The organism is Thermus caliditerrae (assembly GCF_021462525.1).
GTDB lineage: Bacteria > Deinococcota > Deinococci > Deinococcales > Thermaceae > Thermus > Thermus caliditerrae.
In genome coordinates this window covers 18,215-33,355 of sequence record NZ_JAKEDT010000023.1, presented here as the reverse complement: position 1 = coordinate 33,355, position 15,141 = coordinate 18,215, and the positions used below count along the sequence as shown (strand labels likewise).

Sequence of the window (15,141 nt, the reverse complement as noted above, 5' to 3'; positions counted from 1 at the left end):
GAAACCCCCCGAAGAGGAGGAGGCCCAGGGCCACGCGACCCCGGCCTACCCGGTAGGCCCGGCCCGCGAGGAAGCCTAAGAGGAGGGGTAAGGCCCAGGAAGCCAGGAGGAGGAGGCCTGCGGCGAAAGGGGTCAAAGCCGTTTGTCCTCCGGGGCGAACCCCTCCACCCAGAAGCTCCCGTCCGGGCGGTGCTCCTTCTTCCACACGGGGAGGATCTGCTTCACCCGGTCGATGGCGTACTCGCAGGCGGCAAAGGCCTCCTTGCGGTGCCGGGCGGAGACCACGATGGCGATGGAGGCCTCCCCGGGGTCCACCCGGCCCAGGCGGTGCCAGAGGGCGATGCGGCCTAGGGGCCAGCGGGAGCGCATCTCCCCGATGATCTCCGCCATGACCTTTTCCGCCATGCCGGGGTAGGCCTCGTACTCCAAAAAGGCCACCTCCTGCCCCCGGTTGGGGCTACGGGTGGTGCCCAGGAAGCTCACCACCGCCCCGTACTCGGGGGCAGTGGCCCAGTCCACCAGGGCCTTCAGGTCCAGGGGGCTTTCCGTGAGGCCGTAGGAGTCCTGCCCCCCCGAGACCGGGGGCAGAAAGGCCAGCTCGTCCCCCTCCTTAAGGGGGGTTTCTGCCTCCGCCAGGGCCTGGTTCACCGCGGCCATGCCCCCTTCCAGCCTAAGGCTGGGAAAGCGGGCTTCCAGGGCCTCCTTGGCATGGCGCACCCGGGCCCCCTCGGGAAGCTCCAGGGAAAGACGGTCCGTTCCCGCCACCTCCCGGTAGAGGGCGAAGAGCCTCACCTCAACCCGCATGCTGCCCAGTATAGACCCGGGTGAGGCCTTGGGCCACGGAGAGGGCCTCGAGGTAGCGCATGCGCATGGGGCCCAGTAGGACCAGTTCCCCCAGCCATTCCCCCTTGGCAAAGCCCGCCTGCACCTGGGAGAGGCCCTCCACCTCCCCCACCCGCACGTCCACCCGGCCGGGGGGCGTGAGGACCTCCTCCCCCTCGCCCTCGTACAGGCCCACCAGGCGCTCCAGGAAGCCCCGGTCCTTGGCCTCGGGCTCCTTCAGGGCTTCCGAGAGCCCCTCCCGGTAGGTGAGGGAAAGCCCGGCGGAAAGGGCCCGGGAGAGGTGGGCGAAGAGCTCCTCCAGGCCCCTTGGGGCCTCGGGGAGGGCGAGGAAGGGGCCGGAGAGGGCCTCTTCCGCCTGCCTAAGCCGCTCTGCAGGTAGGGCCAGGGGCAGCCTGGCCTCCTTTACCCGCCCCCCTTCCAGGACAAAGACCGCCAGGGTGCCCCCCTCGAGGGGGGAGAGGTGTACCTGGAGCACCCTGGGGGACCGCCGGGGCCTGAGGCGCAGGAGGGCGGGGTAGCCGGAAAGCCCCACCGCCATCTTCACCAGGAAGGCCTCAGGCTCCCGGGCTCCCTCCAGGGCCCGCTCCAAGCGCTCCTGGGTGGCCTGGGGGAGGGGTTTGGGGGGCAGGAGGGAGAGGGAGTACTGGCGGAAGCCCTGGCGGGTGGGCACCCGTCCGGCGGAGGCGTGGGGCTTCTGCAGATAGCCCATCTCCTCGAGGGCGATGAGCTCGTAGCGGCAGAGGGCAGGGGAAAGGCCGAGCCCCTCGGCGAGCCTCGCCGAGGGAACCGGCGCTTGGGTCCTGATGTACTCCTCCACCAGAAGGTGGAGGATGGCCCGTTGCCTCCCCGTCACACTCCTATTGTACCGGGGTCACGGCGGCCTCGTCCTCCTCCCCGGTGCGGATGCGGTAGACCTTCTCCACCGGCAGGACGAATATCTTCCCGTCCCCCACCTCCCCGGTGCGGGCGGCTTTCAGGATGGCCTCCACCGTGGGCCGCACGAAGGGCTCGGAAACCCCGATTTCCAGGCGCACCTTCTCGTGGAGCTCCATCTTCACCGTGGTGCCCCGGTAGGTCTGCACCTGTTCCATCTCTCCCCCGTGGCCCTGCACCCGGCTGATGGAAAGCCCCCGCACCTCGGCCTTGAAAAGGGCCTCCAGCACCTCGCTGAGTTTCTCCGGCCGAATGATGGCCACGATGAGCTTCATGCTTTACCTCCCACGGGCTTGAGGGCGGGAGGGCTGGCCTCGGAGAGCACCAACACGGCTCCCTCGCCCTCCACGTAGGCCTCTTCCCCGTGCTGGGTCACGTCCAGGCCCAGCCCCTCCTCCTTGGGGCTGGCCCGCAGGGGCGTGAAGAGGCCCACTAGCTTAAGGAGGAAGAAGGTGCCCAAGGCGGAGTAGGCCACAGCGGCCGCCACCGCCAGGGCCTGGATGGCCAGCTGCATGGGGTTGCCGAAGAGGAGGCCGTCCGCCACCCCGTTCCAGGCCTTCTCCGCCAGGAGGCCGGTGAGGAGGGCCCCGGTGATGCCGGCGATCCCGTGGGCCCCGAAGACATCCAGGCTGTCGTCCAGCTTGGTCTTGGGCCGCCAGAGGAGGAAGAAGTAGCTGGGGAAGGCGCTCACCGCGCCCAGCACCAGAGCGGACAGAGGGGAGACGAACCCCGCCGCCGGGGTGATGGCCACCAGGCCCACCACGATGGCCGTGGCCAGGCCCACCGCCGTGACCTTGCCCGTGCGCAAGAGGTCCAGAAGGGCCCAGGCCACCAGGGTGGCGGCGGGGGCCAGCATGGTGTTGACAAAGGCCAAGGCGGCCAGCTCCCCAGAGGCCAAGGCGCTACCCCCGTTGAAGCCGAACCAGCCGAACCAGAGGAGGGCGGCGCCTAGCAGGGTAAAGGGGACGTGGTGGGGCAAGAGGGCCTGGCGGCCGTAGTCCTTCCGGGCCCCCAGGACCAAAGCCCCCACCAGGGCCGCTACCCCGGCGTTGATGTGCACCACCGTGCCCCCGGCGAAGTCCAGGGCGCCCAAAGCGCCCAAGAAGCCCCCGCCCCAGACCCAGTGGGCCAGGGGAGCGTAGACCAGGACGCCCCACAGGGTGAGGAAGAGGAGAAGGGCGGGAAAGCGCATCCTCTCCACCATGCCTCCCGTGAGGAGGGCCGCGGTGATGATGGCGAAGGTGCCCTGGAAGGCCATGAAGAGCAGGTGGGGGATCTTCCCCTTGGCCTCGAGGCCCACCCCCTTCAGCAGGGCGTGCCCCAAGCCCCCCAGCCAGGGGCTTCCCTCACCGAAGGCCAGGCTGTAGCCCAAAAGGGCCCAGCCCACCCCCACGAAGCCCAGGGTGGCGAAGCTCATCATCATCGTGTTCAAGGCGTTCTTGCTCCGTACCAGCCCGCCGTAGAAGAAGGCCAAAGCCGGGGTCATGAGGAGGACCAGGGCCGTGGAGACCAGCATCCAGGCCGTGGCCGCCCCGTCCACCCCCTCCGCTAAGGCCGCTCCCGAAAGCCCGATTGCCGTCAGCATCCACAGGGTTTTGTGTGCCCTCATGGCCACCCCCTTGGGCGTAGGGTAGCACCGCTGCTGTCAAGTGTCAAGTAAAAGGGTGTCAATAGGCAAATACTAGCAGAACAAATAACGACTAAAGTGGTCAAAAGGTGCATATTGTGCCTGGATAAATAAGCATATGTCAGCAAGTAGTGGAACACCGCGTCATCAGGATTGCCCCCTCGGCTCCGTAAACTGGAACCCGTGACGTGGGAGGAACTCCAAGCCCGCCTTCGCGCAGGCCAGGACGAGCGCACCCTATTCCTGCCCCAGGACCTCTCTCCGGAGGAGCTGGCCCGCCACGCCGCGGGCCTGGCCAACCACAAGGGGGGCACCCTCTTCCTGGGGGTGAGCCCCGAGGGCAGGGTGCTGGGGGCCTCGGAGATCCACCCCCTGCAGATCACCCACGCCCTCTTCCAGCTCACCCAGGGCCTCCTCCTGCCCTACGTGGAGGGGGTGGAGGGGCCGGAGGGGAAGGTGCTGGTCCTCCATGTGCCCCAAAGCCCCTCGGCCATCGCCGTGGGGGCGGGGCGGGTGCCTTTTTGGGACGGCAAGCGGCTCACGGAGCTCAAGCTGGGCCAGGCCCTCCCCGAGCCCGACTTCACCGCCCAGGTCCTGCCCGCGGCCAGCCTTTCCGACCTGGACCCGGTGGAGGTGTTGCGCCTGAGGCGCATCTTGGAGGAGCGGGGAAGCAACCTTGCCGCCCTTCCTGACCTGGAGCTCCTCTTTGCCCTGGGGCTTTTGGAGCGGGTGGAAGGGGAGGAGAGGCCCACGGTGGCGGGGCTTTTGCTGGCGGGTACCCCCTTGGCCCTGAGGCGGCTTCTTCCCCAGGCGGAGGTGAGCTACTACTTCCACGAGGCCGAGGAGGGGTATGCCTTCCGGGAAGACCTCCTCAGGCCCATCCCTGCCCTTTTGGAGAGGCTTCGCGACCTCATCCAGGCCAGAAACCGGGTGCGCTACCTCACGGTGGGGCTTTTCCGCCTCGAGGTCTGGGACTTTGACCAGGAGGTCTACCGAGAGGCCCTCCTCAACGCCCTGGTCCACCGGGACTGGCAGAGCCAGGACGCCATCCAGGTGCACCACTACCCCGACCGCCTGGAGGTCTCCAACCCCGGGGGCTTCCCCCCGGGCATCACCCCGGAGAACGTCCTCCGCCACCCCCCGAAAAGGCGCAACCCCCGCCTGGCCGAGGCCCTCTACCGGCTGGGTTATGTGGAGCGGGCGGGAAGCGGGGTGGACAAGATGTACCGCCTCCTCCTCAAGTACGGCAAGGAGCCCCCGGAGTACCGCCTCTTCCCCGAGGCCCTCACCCTGGTCCTGTACAACCCCGAGCTGGACGAGGCCTTTGTGCGGGAGCTGGCCGAGGCCCAGGAGCGGTTTGGGGGCTTCAGCCTGGACCACCTGATTGCCGTGGGCCACCTGCGCCGGGTGGGGGAGGCCACCTTGGAGGAGCTGGCCCGGGCCCTCCAGCTTCCCGAGGAGGCCGCCAGGCGGGTCCTCGTCCGCATGGAGCGCATGGGCCTCCTGCGCCGGGAGGGAGGGAGGTACCACCTGGCCCGGAAGGACCCCCTGGCGGAAAGGCTCCTGGCCCTGCTAGCACATCCCCGCCCCCGCCGGGAGCTGGAAGGCCCTCTGGGCCTCTCCCCGCGAGCGGCCTTGGCCCTTCTGAACCGCCTCATCCGGGAGGGCCGGGTGGAGCGGGTGGGCCGGGGGGCGGCCACCCGCTACCGCAGGAGGGGGTAGGTGGTGGTGCACCTGGTCCTTTTCCAGCCGGAGATCCCGCAGAACACTGGGAACGTTGCCCGCACCGCCGCCGCTTTGGGCTTCCCCTTGCACCTCATCCGTCCCTTGGGCTTCCGCCTGGGGGATAAGCGGCTTTTAAGGGCGGGGTTGGACTACTGGCCCCACGTGGACCTCAGGGTGCACGATACCTGGGAGGCCTTTTTAGGAGCGCTTCCACCAGAAGCCAGGGTGTGGGCCTTCAGTGCCCGCGCCGAGCAAAGCCTCTACGAGGCGCGCTTCCAGGAGGGGGACTACCTCCTCTTCGGCCCCGAGACCCGGGGGCTTCCCCCGGAGGTCCTCGCCCGCTTTCCCGGGGTGAGGATCCCCATGCCGGGGCCGGTGCGTTCCCTGAACCTGGCGGTGGCGGTGGGGGTGGCGGCCTACGAGGCCTACCGCCAGCTTTCCGTAGGATGAAAGCGTGCGGGCCTACTCCACCGCCCACCTAGCCGTGGAACTTCCCGAAGGCCACCCCTTTCCCCTCTACAAGTACCGGGGGGTGGCGGAGGCCCTTAGGGGCCTCCTTCCCATCCTTCCGGCTCCCGAGGTGCCCCGGGAGGCCCTCTACCTGGCCCATGAGGCGGCGTACCTGGAAAGGCTCTTCACCGAGGGGCTTTCCCGGGAGGAGTCCTTGCGCCTGGGCTTGCCCTTCAGCCCAAGCCTCCTAAGGCGGGCCCTTTTTGCCGCAGGGGGCACCCTGGCCGCGGCCCTGGACGCCCTGGAGGTGGGCCTTGGCTTCAACCTTTCCGGGGGCACCCACCACGCCTTCCCCAATCGGGCCGAGGGGTACAGCCTCTTCAACGACGTGGCCGTGGCCGTGGCCTGGCTCAGGCGGGAGGGCTTCAGGGGCCGGGTCTTGGTGCTGGACCTGGACGCCCACCAGGGGAACGGCACCGCGGTGTTCTTCCAGAATGACCCTTCGGTCTATACCCTCTCCCTCCACGGGGAGCGCAACTACCCCCTGAAGAAGGAGCGGAGCGACCTGGACGTTGGCCTGCCGGACGGCACCGGGGACGAGGCCTACCTCCTGGCCCTGGAGGGGGCCTTGGAGCAGGCTTGGGATTTTCGGCCGGAGTTCGTCTTCTACAACGCTGGGGTGGACGTCCTCCAGGGCGACCGCTTCGGCCGCCTGGCCCTAAGCCTGGAGGGGGTCAGACGCAGGGACGAGAGGGTCTTCCGCTTCGTGAAGGCCCTCGGGGTGCCCTTGGTGGTGGTCATGGGCGGAGGGTACAACCGCGACCCCAGGCTTACGGTGGAGGCCCATGCAGGGACCTACCGCCTGGCCCTGAGTTCCTTGGCGTAGGTGGCCACAGCTTCCTCCAGGCTGAAGCCCAGGTTGCGGTAAAGCTCCAGGGCCCCGGTCTCGTGGTCGTGGGCCCGGACCCTGAGGAGGGTGGCACCCTTCTTCGTGGCCAGCCTCGCCGCTTCCGCCAAGAGGGCCCGCCCGATGCCCTGGCCCCGGGCCTTGGGCACCACGCCGATATAGGCCACGCTGGCCTCCTTATCCTCCAGTTCCACCTCGGCCATACCCACGGGTTCGTCCCCCCGGTAGGCCACCAGGAGGTGGACATGGGGATCCTGGAAATGTTCCCAAAGCTCCTCGTCCGTCCACTTGAGGCGCAAGGCCCAGCCCTCCTCGCTCTCCCGGTAAAGCTCCCGGTAGACCCCGGGGCCGGGGAAGCCCCTTCGTATGACCACGCCCTCAGGGGGTGGGTAGTCCAGGCCCTCCGGGTTTTTCACGAAGAAGTAGGTGAGGTGCAAAAGGCCGAAGTCGGCCTCCTCCAGCACCTTTCGCAGGGTGTGGTTTTCCTCCCGGGGGAAGGCGTAAAGCCGGTCCAGGTGAAGCTCATTGGCCCGCTTTTCTGCGGCCTGAAGAAGGGGGGGAAGGTCCTCCTCCCGGTAGGCCAGGGGCCCCTCGAGGGCCGCTCCATCCCAAAAGGCGTAAAGGCCCACGTACCCCGCCACCTCCCCATCCCGCAAGAGGACCAGGCCGTCTTCCAGCTCCTCGGCCAGGCCCTCGAGGTCCCGGGCCTCAGGGGCGAGTACCCCCCTTTGGGGGCTTTCGTCCATCCAGCGGAGGAGCTGGAGGAGCCCCGGAAGGTCCTGGCGGGCCACGGGCCGGATCATGCTCCTAGTTTACTCCCCCCACTCCGGGACAAGGGTCCAGGTTCAAGGCCTTCACCACCCCCTCCTCCCCGTAGAACTCCACCTCGGAAAGCCGGGCGTAGTCCTGCTCCAGCCTTAGGCCCTCCTCCGGGGGGAGGGGCAGGGCCAGGGAAAGGGCGGCCCGGTTGAGGGTGCAGTTCCCCACCAGGAGAAGGGCCTGGCCCCGGTGCTGGGCCAGCAGCGCCTCTACCGCCCTCCTGCCCCGCTCCCAGGCCGCCCGCACGCTCTCCCCCCCAGGGGGGGCAAAGCCCGCCTCGTCCTGAAGCCAGGCCGCCACCGCCTCGGGGTAGTGCTCCCGGACCTCGGCGAAGCTCAAGCCTTCCCATTCCCCCCAGGCCCGCTCCCGCAGCTCGGGGAGGAGGGTAAAGGGCACCCCCAAGGCCTCCGCCAGGAGCTCTGCCGCCTCGGCCTCCGCCAGGCTGTCGGCAGCGTAGACCGAGGCCACGGGGTAGCGCTGGGCCAGGCGGGCCACGGCCCGGAGGGCCTTCCGCCCCTCTTCCGAGAGGGGGAGGCCGGGGTGGCTGTAGAGGACGTGCCCCGGGTTCTCCACCGGCCCCGCCCGCGTGAGGAGCAGGGTGGTCTTGGGGTGGGGGCCTTTTAGGAAGTGGGTGAGGAGGCCCATGGTCCATAGAATACGGGGGTGGAAAGGTGGGTCATCGTGAACCCGGCGGCGGGCCGGGGCAAGGTGGGGAGGCTCTCCGGGGCCATCCTCAAAGCGGCGCGGGAGCGGGGGGCCAGGGCCTTCCTCACCGAGGGGCCGGGCCACGCCACCGAGCTTTCCCGGAATGCCCCCGAAGGGGCCAGGGTGGTGGCCGTGGGAGGAGATGGCACGGTGCACGAGGTGTTGAGGGGCCTGGCGGGCACGGAAAAGGTGCTTGGGGTAGTGCCCATCGGCAGCGGCAACGACTTTGCCCGCATGCTGGGCTTGAAGGGGCTTCCCTGGCGGGAGGCTTTAGAGCTGGCCCTCTTCGGCCCTGAGGAGGCCATAGATCTCGGCCAGGTCAACGGAGAGCTCTTTGGGGCCTCCTTGGGCATCGGCTTTGACGCCCTGGTGGCCAAGAAGGCCCTCACCGCTCCCTCTTTCCTCCGGGGCATGCCCCGCTACCTTTACGCCCTCTTCGGGGTGCTTAAGGACCTCCGCCTGCCCGAGGGACGGGTCATGGTGGACGGGGTGGAGGTCCACCGGGGCCCCTTGCTCCTCCTGGCCGCCATGAACGGCCCGGCCTACGGCGGGGGCATTCCCATCGCCCCCATGGCCGACCCCAGGGACGGCCTCCTCTCCGTGGTCCTGGCCCGAAGCTTCACCCGGCTTGGGGTGGTCTTTATCCTGCCCCGCCTGCTTTTGGGCAGGCACCTCTCCCACCCCCAGGTGGCGGCCTATGCGGGGCAGAGGGTGGAGGTGGCCTTTGCGCAGCCCGTGCCCGCCCATGCGGACGGGGAGCTCCTGCCGGAAAGCGCCCTCTACCAAGCGGAGGTGCGGCCCTTGGGCCTGCGGGTGGTGGGGGGAAGGGCGGCGGCCCGGGGGCAGGAGCCCCTCTTGGCTCCTGTAGGGGCGGGCTGAGGCCACCCCACGTGGACTTTGCCCCTGTGGGGGCCCCGGTGAAGAGGTACCCAAGGCCCCTGCTGGGGGAAAGGAGGCAAGGGTTTGGCAGCAAAGGTTAGAAGGCTGCTTTCGTGTGGAAAAAGCGGGGGAAGGAGAGGGTTTCTCCCCGGCTTAGGGGCGGGCTTCTTCCAAGCGCTTTAAGAGGTCCTGGAACCGGGCAAGCGCCTGGGGTAAGGCAGCGTAGATCCTTTCCGCTAAAGCCTCGTCGTAGGTGTGGCTGGTGAGGTTCCGGAGTTCCAGCATTTCCAGCCAGCCCGGGTCTTCCGGGAGGAGGCCCACCTGGAAGGCTCCGCGGATGGCGGCCCTGGGGGAGCGGGTCTCGAGGCCCTCCCGTTCCAGGTAGAGCTTGAGCACCTTCCAAGCGAGCTCAAAGGTGAACTCAAAGCGCTGTATGGCCGAGTCCCGGATGAACTCATCCTTGGGGCGCGCCAGGGCATCCCCTAGCCGCTCCACCGCCCGTCGGAATAGGGCGGTGCGTTCTCTAAGATGGGTTTCCTTCTCCAAGGAGCACCCCTTCCCGTTCCACCGCCTCCTTGAGCCCTGGGGCCCAGGAGAGCTCTACCAGGTCCACCCTTTGCATGAGGGGCAAGCCCTCCAACTCCTCCCGCAAGCGGGCCAGGGTGGCCAGGTCCAGGGGCGGGTCGGCCCACAGGGCCAGATCGTAGTCGGAGCGGGGGCTGGCCTGCCCCCTGGCCCGGGAGCCGAAGAGCCAGAGGCGGTAGCGCCTGCCCTGAAGGTGGCGCGCCACCCGCTCGGCCACCTCCTCCAAAACCTCTTTTTGCGAAAGGGGGAGGTTCATTACTTCCTATACTAAGCACTCGCACGCAAAGGTTGCCCCATTGGCCAAAGCCCAAGCGGCCTGCCCATGGTCCCTTTGGGGCCACCGCCGTGGCGCGAGCCGTAGAACGTCAGAGTCCCCCGCCTTCCCGTATACTTATGCCATGCGCGGCCTCTCGCAAAGGGTCAAGGCCATGAAGCCCTCGGCCACGGTGGCGGTGAACGCCCGCGCCTTAGAGCTCAGGCGCCAGGGCGTGGACCTGGTGGCCCTCACCGCCGGGGAGCCCGACTTTGACACCCCCGAGCACGTGAAGGAAGCGGCCCGGCGAGCCCTGGCCCAGGGGAAGACCAAGTATGCGCCTCCCGCGGGCATCCCCGAGCTCCGCGAGGCCCTGTCGGAGAAGTTCCGAAGGGAGAACGGCCTCGAGGTCACCCCGGACCAGACCCTCGTCACCGTGGGCGGGAAGCAGGCCCTTTTCAACCTCTTCCAGGCCATCCTGGACCCGGGCGACGAGGTCATCGTGCTGGCCCCCTATTGGGTGAGCTACCCCGAGATGGTGCGCTTCGCCGGGGGGGTTCCGGTGGAGGTGGCCACCCGTCCCGAAGACGGCTTCGTCCCCGATCCGGAGGCGGTGCGGCGGGCCATTACCGGGCGCACCAAGGCCCTGGTGGTGAACTCCCCCAACAACCCCACGGGGGCGGTCTACCCCCGGGAGGTCCTCGAGGCCCTGGCCCGCCTAGCCCAAGAGCACGACTTCTACCTGGTTTCCGACGAGATCTACGAGCACCTCATCTACGAGGGGGAGCACTTCTCCCCGGGGCGGATCGCTCCCGAGCACACCCTCACCGTGAACGGGGCGGCCAAGGCCTTCGCCATGACTGGCTGGCGCATCGGCTACGCCTGTGGCCCCAAGGAGGTCATCCGGGCCATGGCGGACGTGTCCAGCCAGTCCACCACCAGCCCCGACACCATCGCCCAGTGGGCCACCCTCGAGGCCCTCACCAATCTGGAGGCCAGCCAGGCCTTTATCCAAATGGCCCGGGAAGCCTACCGGAGGCGGCGGGACCTGCTCCTTGCGGGCCTGAGCCGGCTGGGCCTGAAGGCCGTGCGCCCCAGCGGGGCCTTTTACGTCCTCCTGGACACCTCCCCCTTCGCCCCGGACGAGGTTCGGGCCGCCGAGAGGCTTCTGGAGGCCGGGGTGGCGGTGGTCCCGGGCACCGACTTCGCCGCCTTCGGGCACGTGCGCCTCTCCTACGCCACCAGCGAGGAGAACCTGCAAAAAGCCCTGGAGCGCTTCGCCCGGGCCCTGGGGGTGCCGAGCTCCTAAACAGCCTTCCTGGAGCCTTCAGCCCGCGGTCAGACCTTTAAAGGCGGCGCCGCCTTCTGGGGCTCAGGAGGAGCAAGGCAGCCCCCACCGTCACGCAGGCGTCCGCCAGGTTGAAGACGGGGAAGTTGGCGATGAGGGGGATGGAGGTTCCCAGGTCCAGGTAGTCCACCACCCAGCCCCTTCCCAGGCGGTCGATGCCGTTACCCAAAGCCCCCACCGCAATGAGGGATAAGGCCAGGGCCTGCCCCAGGGGGTAGCGCCGCTTAGCCAGGAAGTAGAGGAGGACAGCCCCCACCCCAAGGCTCAGCCATCCCAGGAGGAAGGCCTTCCCCTCCAAGAGGCCAAAGCCCGCCCCCGTGTTCCGCACCAGGGTCAGGTAGAGAAGGCCGTCCAAAAGGGGCCTGGGCACCGGGGAGAGGTTTTCCAGGGCCCAGAGCTTCAGGATCTGGTCCAGGGCGAGGAGAAGGGGGATGAGCACCGTGGGCACGGAGGAGAGTCTACCGGATTTCCTCCTTTGTGCTATACTCCTAAGGGTTTGCCTTCGGGCACGGGAGGGCGCTATGTCCAAGGTGTGCGAGATTAGCGGAAAGCGGCCCATCGTGGCCAACACCATTGAGCGGCGGGGTAAGGCCAAGCGGGAAGGGGGTGTGGGTAAGAAGACCACTGGCATTTCCAAGCGGCGCCAGTACCCCAACCTGCAGAAGGTGCGGGTGAAGGTGGCAGGGCAGGAGATCACCTTCCGGGTGGCCACCAGCCACATCCCCAAGGTCTACGAGCTTCTGGAAAGGGCCAAGGGCCTGAAGCTGGAAGGGCTTTCCGCCAAAGAGATCAAGGAAAGGCTCCTGAAGCTCCTCTAGCCTCTGGGCCTGCCCTCGGGACCCCCGGCAGGGGGTCTTTTTTGTAGCATGGGCCCATGAGCTGGAAGCCGGGGCATTACCTCCTCCTGGCCCTGGCCCTCTACGCCCTGGTCCTCACCCTAGGCTTCGCCTCCCGGGGGCGGCAGCTGGCTGCCTTGCATCGGGAGGTGTGGGCGTTACGGGAAAAGGCCGCCCAGGTTCCCGAGGGGTACCTCCTTCCCCTCCCTGGGGCCTGTCTGCCCAGCCGTCCGGAACACCTCCCGGGCGCTCCCCGCCCCTACCGCAAGGGGGTAAGCGCGGGCTTCGTCTTCCAGGGTGGGGATGCCTGCGTGCCGGTGGTCCGGGGGATGGGGGTGGTGGCCGCCCAAGCCGGGGAGGTGGTGCGGGTGGACCTGGACCACAAAGAACCCTCCCTGGAGGAGTACCAGAAGCTGCTGGAGGCGGTGCGCAGCGGGGCTTCCCCCGAGCAGATGGACCTTCTTAGGGGCCTCGAGGTCTGGCTCCGCCACCCGGACGGGCGCACCACCGTCTACGCCCACCTGCAGGCCCCCTACCCGGGCCTGAGGGTGGGGAAGCGGGTCTTCCGCGGCGACCCCATCGGCTACGTGGGCAACACCGGCCTCAACGGAGGCGCCCCCAGGCTCCTCTTTGAAGTCTGGGAGGGGGAGCCCGACCAGGGCCGCTTCCTCTTCCAAGGCCTACCCCAGGAGGAGCTTCTCCGCCAGGCCAAGGCCTTCTTCGGCTTAGAATAGCCCCATGCGCGAAGCCTTCGCCCGGGTGTGGGAGAACCCCTACGTGCGGGTCCTCGTTTACCTTCTCCTCTTTTTCCTCCTCTACCGCTTCCTGGCCCGGACCTGGCCTGCCCTCTCGGTCCTCCTCACCGCCTTTACCTTCGCCTACCTGGCCCACCCCGTGGTGCGCTTCTTTGAAGGGCGAAGGCTTCCCCGCGCCTTGGGGGTGGTCTTGGTCTACCTCCTCCTCGGGCTCTTCTTGGGCCTGGCCTCCTTCCTGGCCGCCCAGACGGTTCTGGAGCTAACCCGCTTGGCGCAGGAGCTTCCCCGTCTGCTGGAGCCCCTCTTCTCCTGGCTTCTCTCCTTGCCCGACCGCGCGCGGGCGGTGCCCGTGCCCGAGGCCCTCAAGCCCATCCTGGCCGAAGCCAGCCGCGGCTTGCAGGGCCTTCTCCAGGGCTTCTTGGAAACCCTCGTTCGCTGGCTCCAGGGCCTCCTCGCCCAAGGGGGAAACCTCCTGGGCTTCTTGACCTCCCTCCTGGGCGGGGTTTTTCAGCTCCTCACCGCCCTGGCGCTTTCCATCTACTTCCTCTACGACCTTCCCCGCCTGGGCCGGGCGGCCCTCCTGGTCTTCCCCGAGCCCTACCAGCCCCTGGTGGCTGACCTGGCCCACAAGCTGGACCGCAGCGTGGGCGGGTACATACGGGGCCAGCTCCTGGTGGCCTTCCTGGTGGGCCTCTTGGTGGGGGTGGGGCTTTGGCTCGTTGGGGTGCCCCTGGCCGCCAGCCTAGGCTTCCTGGCCGGGGTCTTCAACCTCATCCCCTTCGTGGGGGTCATCGTCTCCGGGGTGCCCGCCTTGCTCCTGGCGGCCACTGGGGGCTGGGTTAAGGTGCTCATGGCCCTTTTGGTCCTCTGGCTGGCCAACCAGATCGAGGGCAACCTCCTGGGCCCCCTCATCGTGGGCCGGGCCACGCGCCTCCACCCCGTGACGGCCATCGCCGCCATCCTTCTGGGGGCTACCCTCTTCGGCCTCTGGGGAGCCCTTTTGGGGGTGCCCGCCGCCGCCTTCTTGAAGGTGCTCCTGGAAGACTACTATAAGACAAGCCGTTTTTACCGGGAGGGCTAACCGCCCCCACAGGGAAAACGGTTTCCGTTTGGAAGGGTTGTGCCCGCAACCCTTTGGGGTGCCTACGGCAGGCGCTCCTCCTCGGTGGCCAGCTCCTCGGGCTCCAGCTGCTTGGGCAAAAGGAGGTTCAGCACCACCCCCACCAGGGCGGCCAGGGCCATGCCGCTCACCTTGAGGGGCACGGCGGCCCCCGCCACCTGCACCTTGCCCAGCTCCGCCACCGCGCCGCCCAGGCCCAGGACCAGGATGGCGGACACCACGATCAGGTTGCGGCTGTGGGTGAAGTCGATCTCGGCCTCGGCCAGGGTGCGGATGCCGATGGAGGCGATCATGCCAAAAAGAAGCATGGAGATGCCCCCCAGCACCCCTTGGGGCAGGGTTTGCAGGAGGGCGGCGAGCTTGGGGGAAAAGGAGAGGAGGATGGCGAAGACCGCGGCGATGCGGAGCACCAAGGGGTCGTAGACCCGGGTCACCGCCAGCACCCCGGTGTTCTCCGAGTAGGTGGTGTTGGCTGGCCCCCCCAAAAGCCCCGCCAGGCTGGTGGCCAGGCCGTCCCCCAGGAGGGTACGGTGGAGGCCGGGTCGGGCGAAGAAGTCCTTGCCCACCACCCGCCCGTTGGTCAGGATGTCCCCGATGTGCTCCATCACCGTGACGAAGGCCACCGGGGCGATGAGGAGCACCGCGCCCCACTCCCAGGTGGCCAGGGTGAAGGAGGGAAGGCCGAACCAGGCAGCTTCCGTCAAGGGCGTCAGGTCCACCCGGCCCAAGGCCAGGGCCAGCAGGTAGCCTGCCCCCACCCCCAGGAGCACGGGGATCATCTGGAAGAGCCCCCGGAGGAACACCGCGCTCACCACGGCGCTCAGGAAGGTGAAGACCGCAAGAAGCCAGTCCTTGCTGGCCATCTGCACCGCCACCGGGGCCAGGGTGAGGCCGATGACCACGATCACCGGCCCCGTGACCACCGGGGGGAAGACCTGGCGCACCCGCTCCGAGCCGATGAGGAGGACGAGCAGGGCAAAAAGGGTGTACACCAGCCCCGCCGCTGCGATCCCGCCGCCCACCGCCGCCAGGGAAAAGCCCGCCTCCTTGGCGGCCAGGATGGGGGCGATGAAGGCAAAGCTGGAGCCCAGGAAGACCGGGACCATCCGCCCCGTGACCAGATGGAAGACCAGGGTGCCGAGCCCGGCGGTGAAGAGGGCCACCGCCGGGTTGAGCCCGGTGAGGAGGGGCACCAGCACCGTGGCCCCGAACATGGCCACCGCGTGCTGGAGGCCCAGGATAAGGTGCCTTGGCTTCATACCAGGTTCATTCTAAAGGCTTTTCCGGGCCCGCAACCCCCCGCGCGGAGGTCCATCGGCTCCTGGTCCCAGCCCGATCCGGTTTCTTCCCGTGGCT

General features: G+C 68.4%; 18 protein-coding genes. 8 read left to right on the top strand and 10 right to left on the bottom strand.

What is annotated here, in order from left to right:
• Nucleotides 1-132: 132 nt before the first annotated feature.
• From L1088_RS10860 to L1088_RS10845, 4 genes are read right to left on the bottom strand one after another with little or no spacing between them, the layout of a single operon-like run.
• Nucleotides 133-804, bottom strand: coding sequence for a molybdenum cofactor biosynthesis protein (locus tag L1088_RS10860; protein WP_234555079.1), 672 nt, complete (start codon nucleotides 802-804; stop codon nucleotides 133-135).
• Nucleotides 794-1,696 (bottom strand): HrcA family transcriptional regulator, encoded by a 903-nt coding sequence (locus L1088_RS10855; protein ID WP_234555078.1) that lies wholly within the window; start codon nucleotides 1,694-1,696, stop codon nucleotides 794-796. Before L1088_RS10855 ends, L1088_RS10860 begins: the two co-directional genes overlap by 11 nt.
• A gap of 4 nt (nucleotides 1,697-1,700) precedes the next feature.
• Nucleotides 1,701-2,051: a P-II family nitrogen regulator gene (locus L1088_RS10850; protein ID WP_234555076.1), complete on the bottom strand. Its 351-nt coding sequence runs from the start codon at nucleotides 2,049-2,051 to the stop codon at nucleotides 1,701-1,703.
• On the bottom strand, nucleotides 2,048-3,385 hold the full coding sequence (locus L1088_RS10845; RefSeq protein WP_234555074.1) for an ammonium transporter: 1,338 nt from the start codon (nucleotides 3,383-3,385) through the stop codon (nucleotides 2,048-2,050). Before L1088_RS10845 ends, L1088_RS10850 begins: the two co-directional genes overlap by 4 nt.
• Nucleotides 3,386-3,586: 201 nt before the next feature.
• Between L1088_RS10845 and L1088_RS10840 the strand changes: the two genes are divergently transcribed.
• The 3 genes from L1088_RS10840 to L1088_RS10830 are packed head-to-tail and all read left to right on the top strand — an operon-like array spanning nucleotide 3,587 to nucleotide 6,464.
• Entirely contained in the window at nucleotides 3,587-5,125 is a 1,539-nt protein-coding gene (locus L1088_RS10840) for an ATP-binding protein (protein WP_234555072.1), read from the top strand.
• A gap of 3 nt (nucleotides 5,126-5,128) precedes the next feature.
• On the top strand, nucleotides 5,129-5,578 hold the full coding sequence (locus tag L1088_RS10835) for a tRNA (cytidine(34)-2'-O)-methyltransferase (RefSeq protein WP_234555080.1): 450 nt from the start codon (nucleotides 5,129-5,131) through the stop codon (nucleotides 5,576-5,578).
• Nucleotides 5,579-5,582: 4 nt separating this feature from the next.
• Nucleotides 5,583-6,464: a histone deacetylase family protein gene (locus tag L1088_RS10830; RefSeq protein WP_234555070.1), complete on the top strand. Its 882-nt coding sequence runs from the start codon at nucleotides 5,583-5,585 to the stop codon at nucleotides 6,462-6,464.
• On the opposite strand, the gene L1088_RS10825 is transcribed toward L1088_RS10830, so the two are convergent.
• Together L1088_RS10825 and L1088_RS10820 are read right to left on the bottom strand one after the other, a co-directional pair.
• Entirely contained in the window at nucleotides 6,434-7,288 is an 855-nt protein-coding gene (locus L1088_RS10825; protein WP_234555068.1) for a GNAT family N-acetyltransferase, read from the bottom strand. The two genes, L1088_RS10830 and L1088_RS10825, sit on opposite strands and share 31 nt — an antisense overlap.
• Nucleotides 7,289-7,292: 4 nt before the next feature.
• Nucleotides 7,293-7,949, bottom strand: coding sequence for a histidine phosphatase family protein (locus L1088_RS10820; protein ID WP_234555066.1), 657 nt, complete (start codon nucleotides 7,947-7,949; stop codon nucleotides 7,293-7,295).
• Nucleotides 7,950-7,967: 18 nt separating this feature from the next.
• Between L1088_RS10820 and L1088_RS10815 the strand changes: the two genes are divergently transcribed.
• Nucleotides 7,968-8,888, top strand: coding sequence for a diacylglycerol/lipid kinase family protein (locus L1088_RS10815; RefSeq protein WP_234555064.1), 921 nt, complete (start codon nucleotides 7,968-7,970; stop codon nucleotides 8,886-8,888).
• A 153-nt stretch (nucleotides 8,889-9,041) separates the two neighbouring features.
• Here the strand turns inward: L1088_RS10815 and L1088_RS10810 are convergent, their stop codons facing one another.
• Together L1088_RS10810 and L1088_RS10805 are read right to left on the bottom strand one after the other, a co-directional pair.
• On the bottom strand, nucleotides 9,042-9,434 hold the full coding sequence (locus tag L1088_RS10810) for a nucleotidyltransferase substrate binding protein (protein ID WP_234555062.1): 393 nt from the start codon (nucleotides 9,432-9,434) through the stop codon (nucleotides 9,042-9,044).
• Nucleotides 9,412-9,729: a nucleotidyltransferase family protein gene (locus tag L1088_RS10805; RefSeq protein WP_234555061.1), complete on the bottom strand. Its 318-nt coding sequence runs from the start codon at nucleotides 9,727-9,729 to the stop codon at nucleotides 9,412-9,414. The genes L1088_RS10810 and L1088_RS10805 overlap by 23 nt, the downstream gene beginning before the upstream one ends.
• Before the next feature lie 142 nt (nucleotides 9,730-9,871).
• Between L1088_RS10805 and aspC the strand changes: the two genes are divergently transcribed.
• Nucleotides 9,872-11,035, top strand: coding sequence for an aspartate/prephenate aminotransferase (aspC, locus tag L1088_RS10800; protein WP_234555060.1), 1,164 nt, complete (start codon nucleotides 9,872-9,874; stop codon nucleotides 11,033-11,035).
• Nucleotides 11,036-11,072: 37 nt separating this feature from the next.
• Here the strand turns inward: aspC and lspA are convergent, their stop codons facing one another.
• Nucleotides 11,073-11,522, bottom strand: coding sequence for a signal peptidase II (gene lspA / locus L1088_RS10795; protein WP_038048440.1), 450 nt, complete (start codon nucleotides 11,520-11,522; stop codon nucleotides 11,073-11,075).
• Between the two features lie 73 nt (nucleotides 11,523-11,595).
• Here lspA and rpmB point away from each other — a divergent pair, with 73 nt between their 5' ends.
• Genes rpmB through L1088_RS10780 form a run of 3 tightly spaced genes read left to right on the top strand, consistent with a single transcriptional unit; the run spans nucleotide 11,596 to nucleotide 13,746 of the window.
• A complete protein-coding gene (gene rpmB / locus L1088_RS10790; protein WP_038048438.1) occupies nucleotides 11,596-11,892 on the top strand; it encodes a 50S ribosomal protein L28 in 297 nt (98 codons plus the stop codon).
• A gap of 56 nt (nucleotides 11,893-11,948) precedes the next feature.
• Entirely contained in the window at nucleotides 11,949-12,644 is a 696-nt protein-coding gene (locus L1088_RS10785) for a M23 family metallopeptidase (protein WP_234555057.1), read from the top strand.
• A gap of 4 nt (nucleotides 12,645-12,648) precedes the next feature.
• A complete protein-coding gene (locus tag L1088_RS10780) occupies nucleotides 12,649-13,746 on the top strand; it encodes an AI-2E family transporter (RefSeq protein ID WP_234555055.1) in 1,098 nt (365 codons plus the stop codon).
• A gap of 62 nt (nucleotides 13,747-13,808) precedes the next feature.
• Here L1088_RS10780 and L1088_RS10775 read toward each other — a convergent pair whose 3' ends face one another.
• The gene (locus tag L1088_RS10775; protein ID WP_234555052.1) at nucleotides 13,809-15,044 is read right to left on the bottom strand and encodes a uracil-xanthine permease family protein; all 1,236 of its coding nucleotides are present in this window, start codon (nucleotides 15,042-15,044) and stop codon (nucleotides 13,809-13,811) included.
• Nucleotides 15,045-15,141 lie beyond the last annotated feature (97 nt).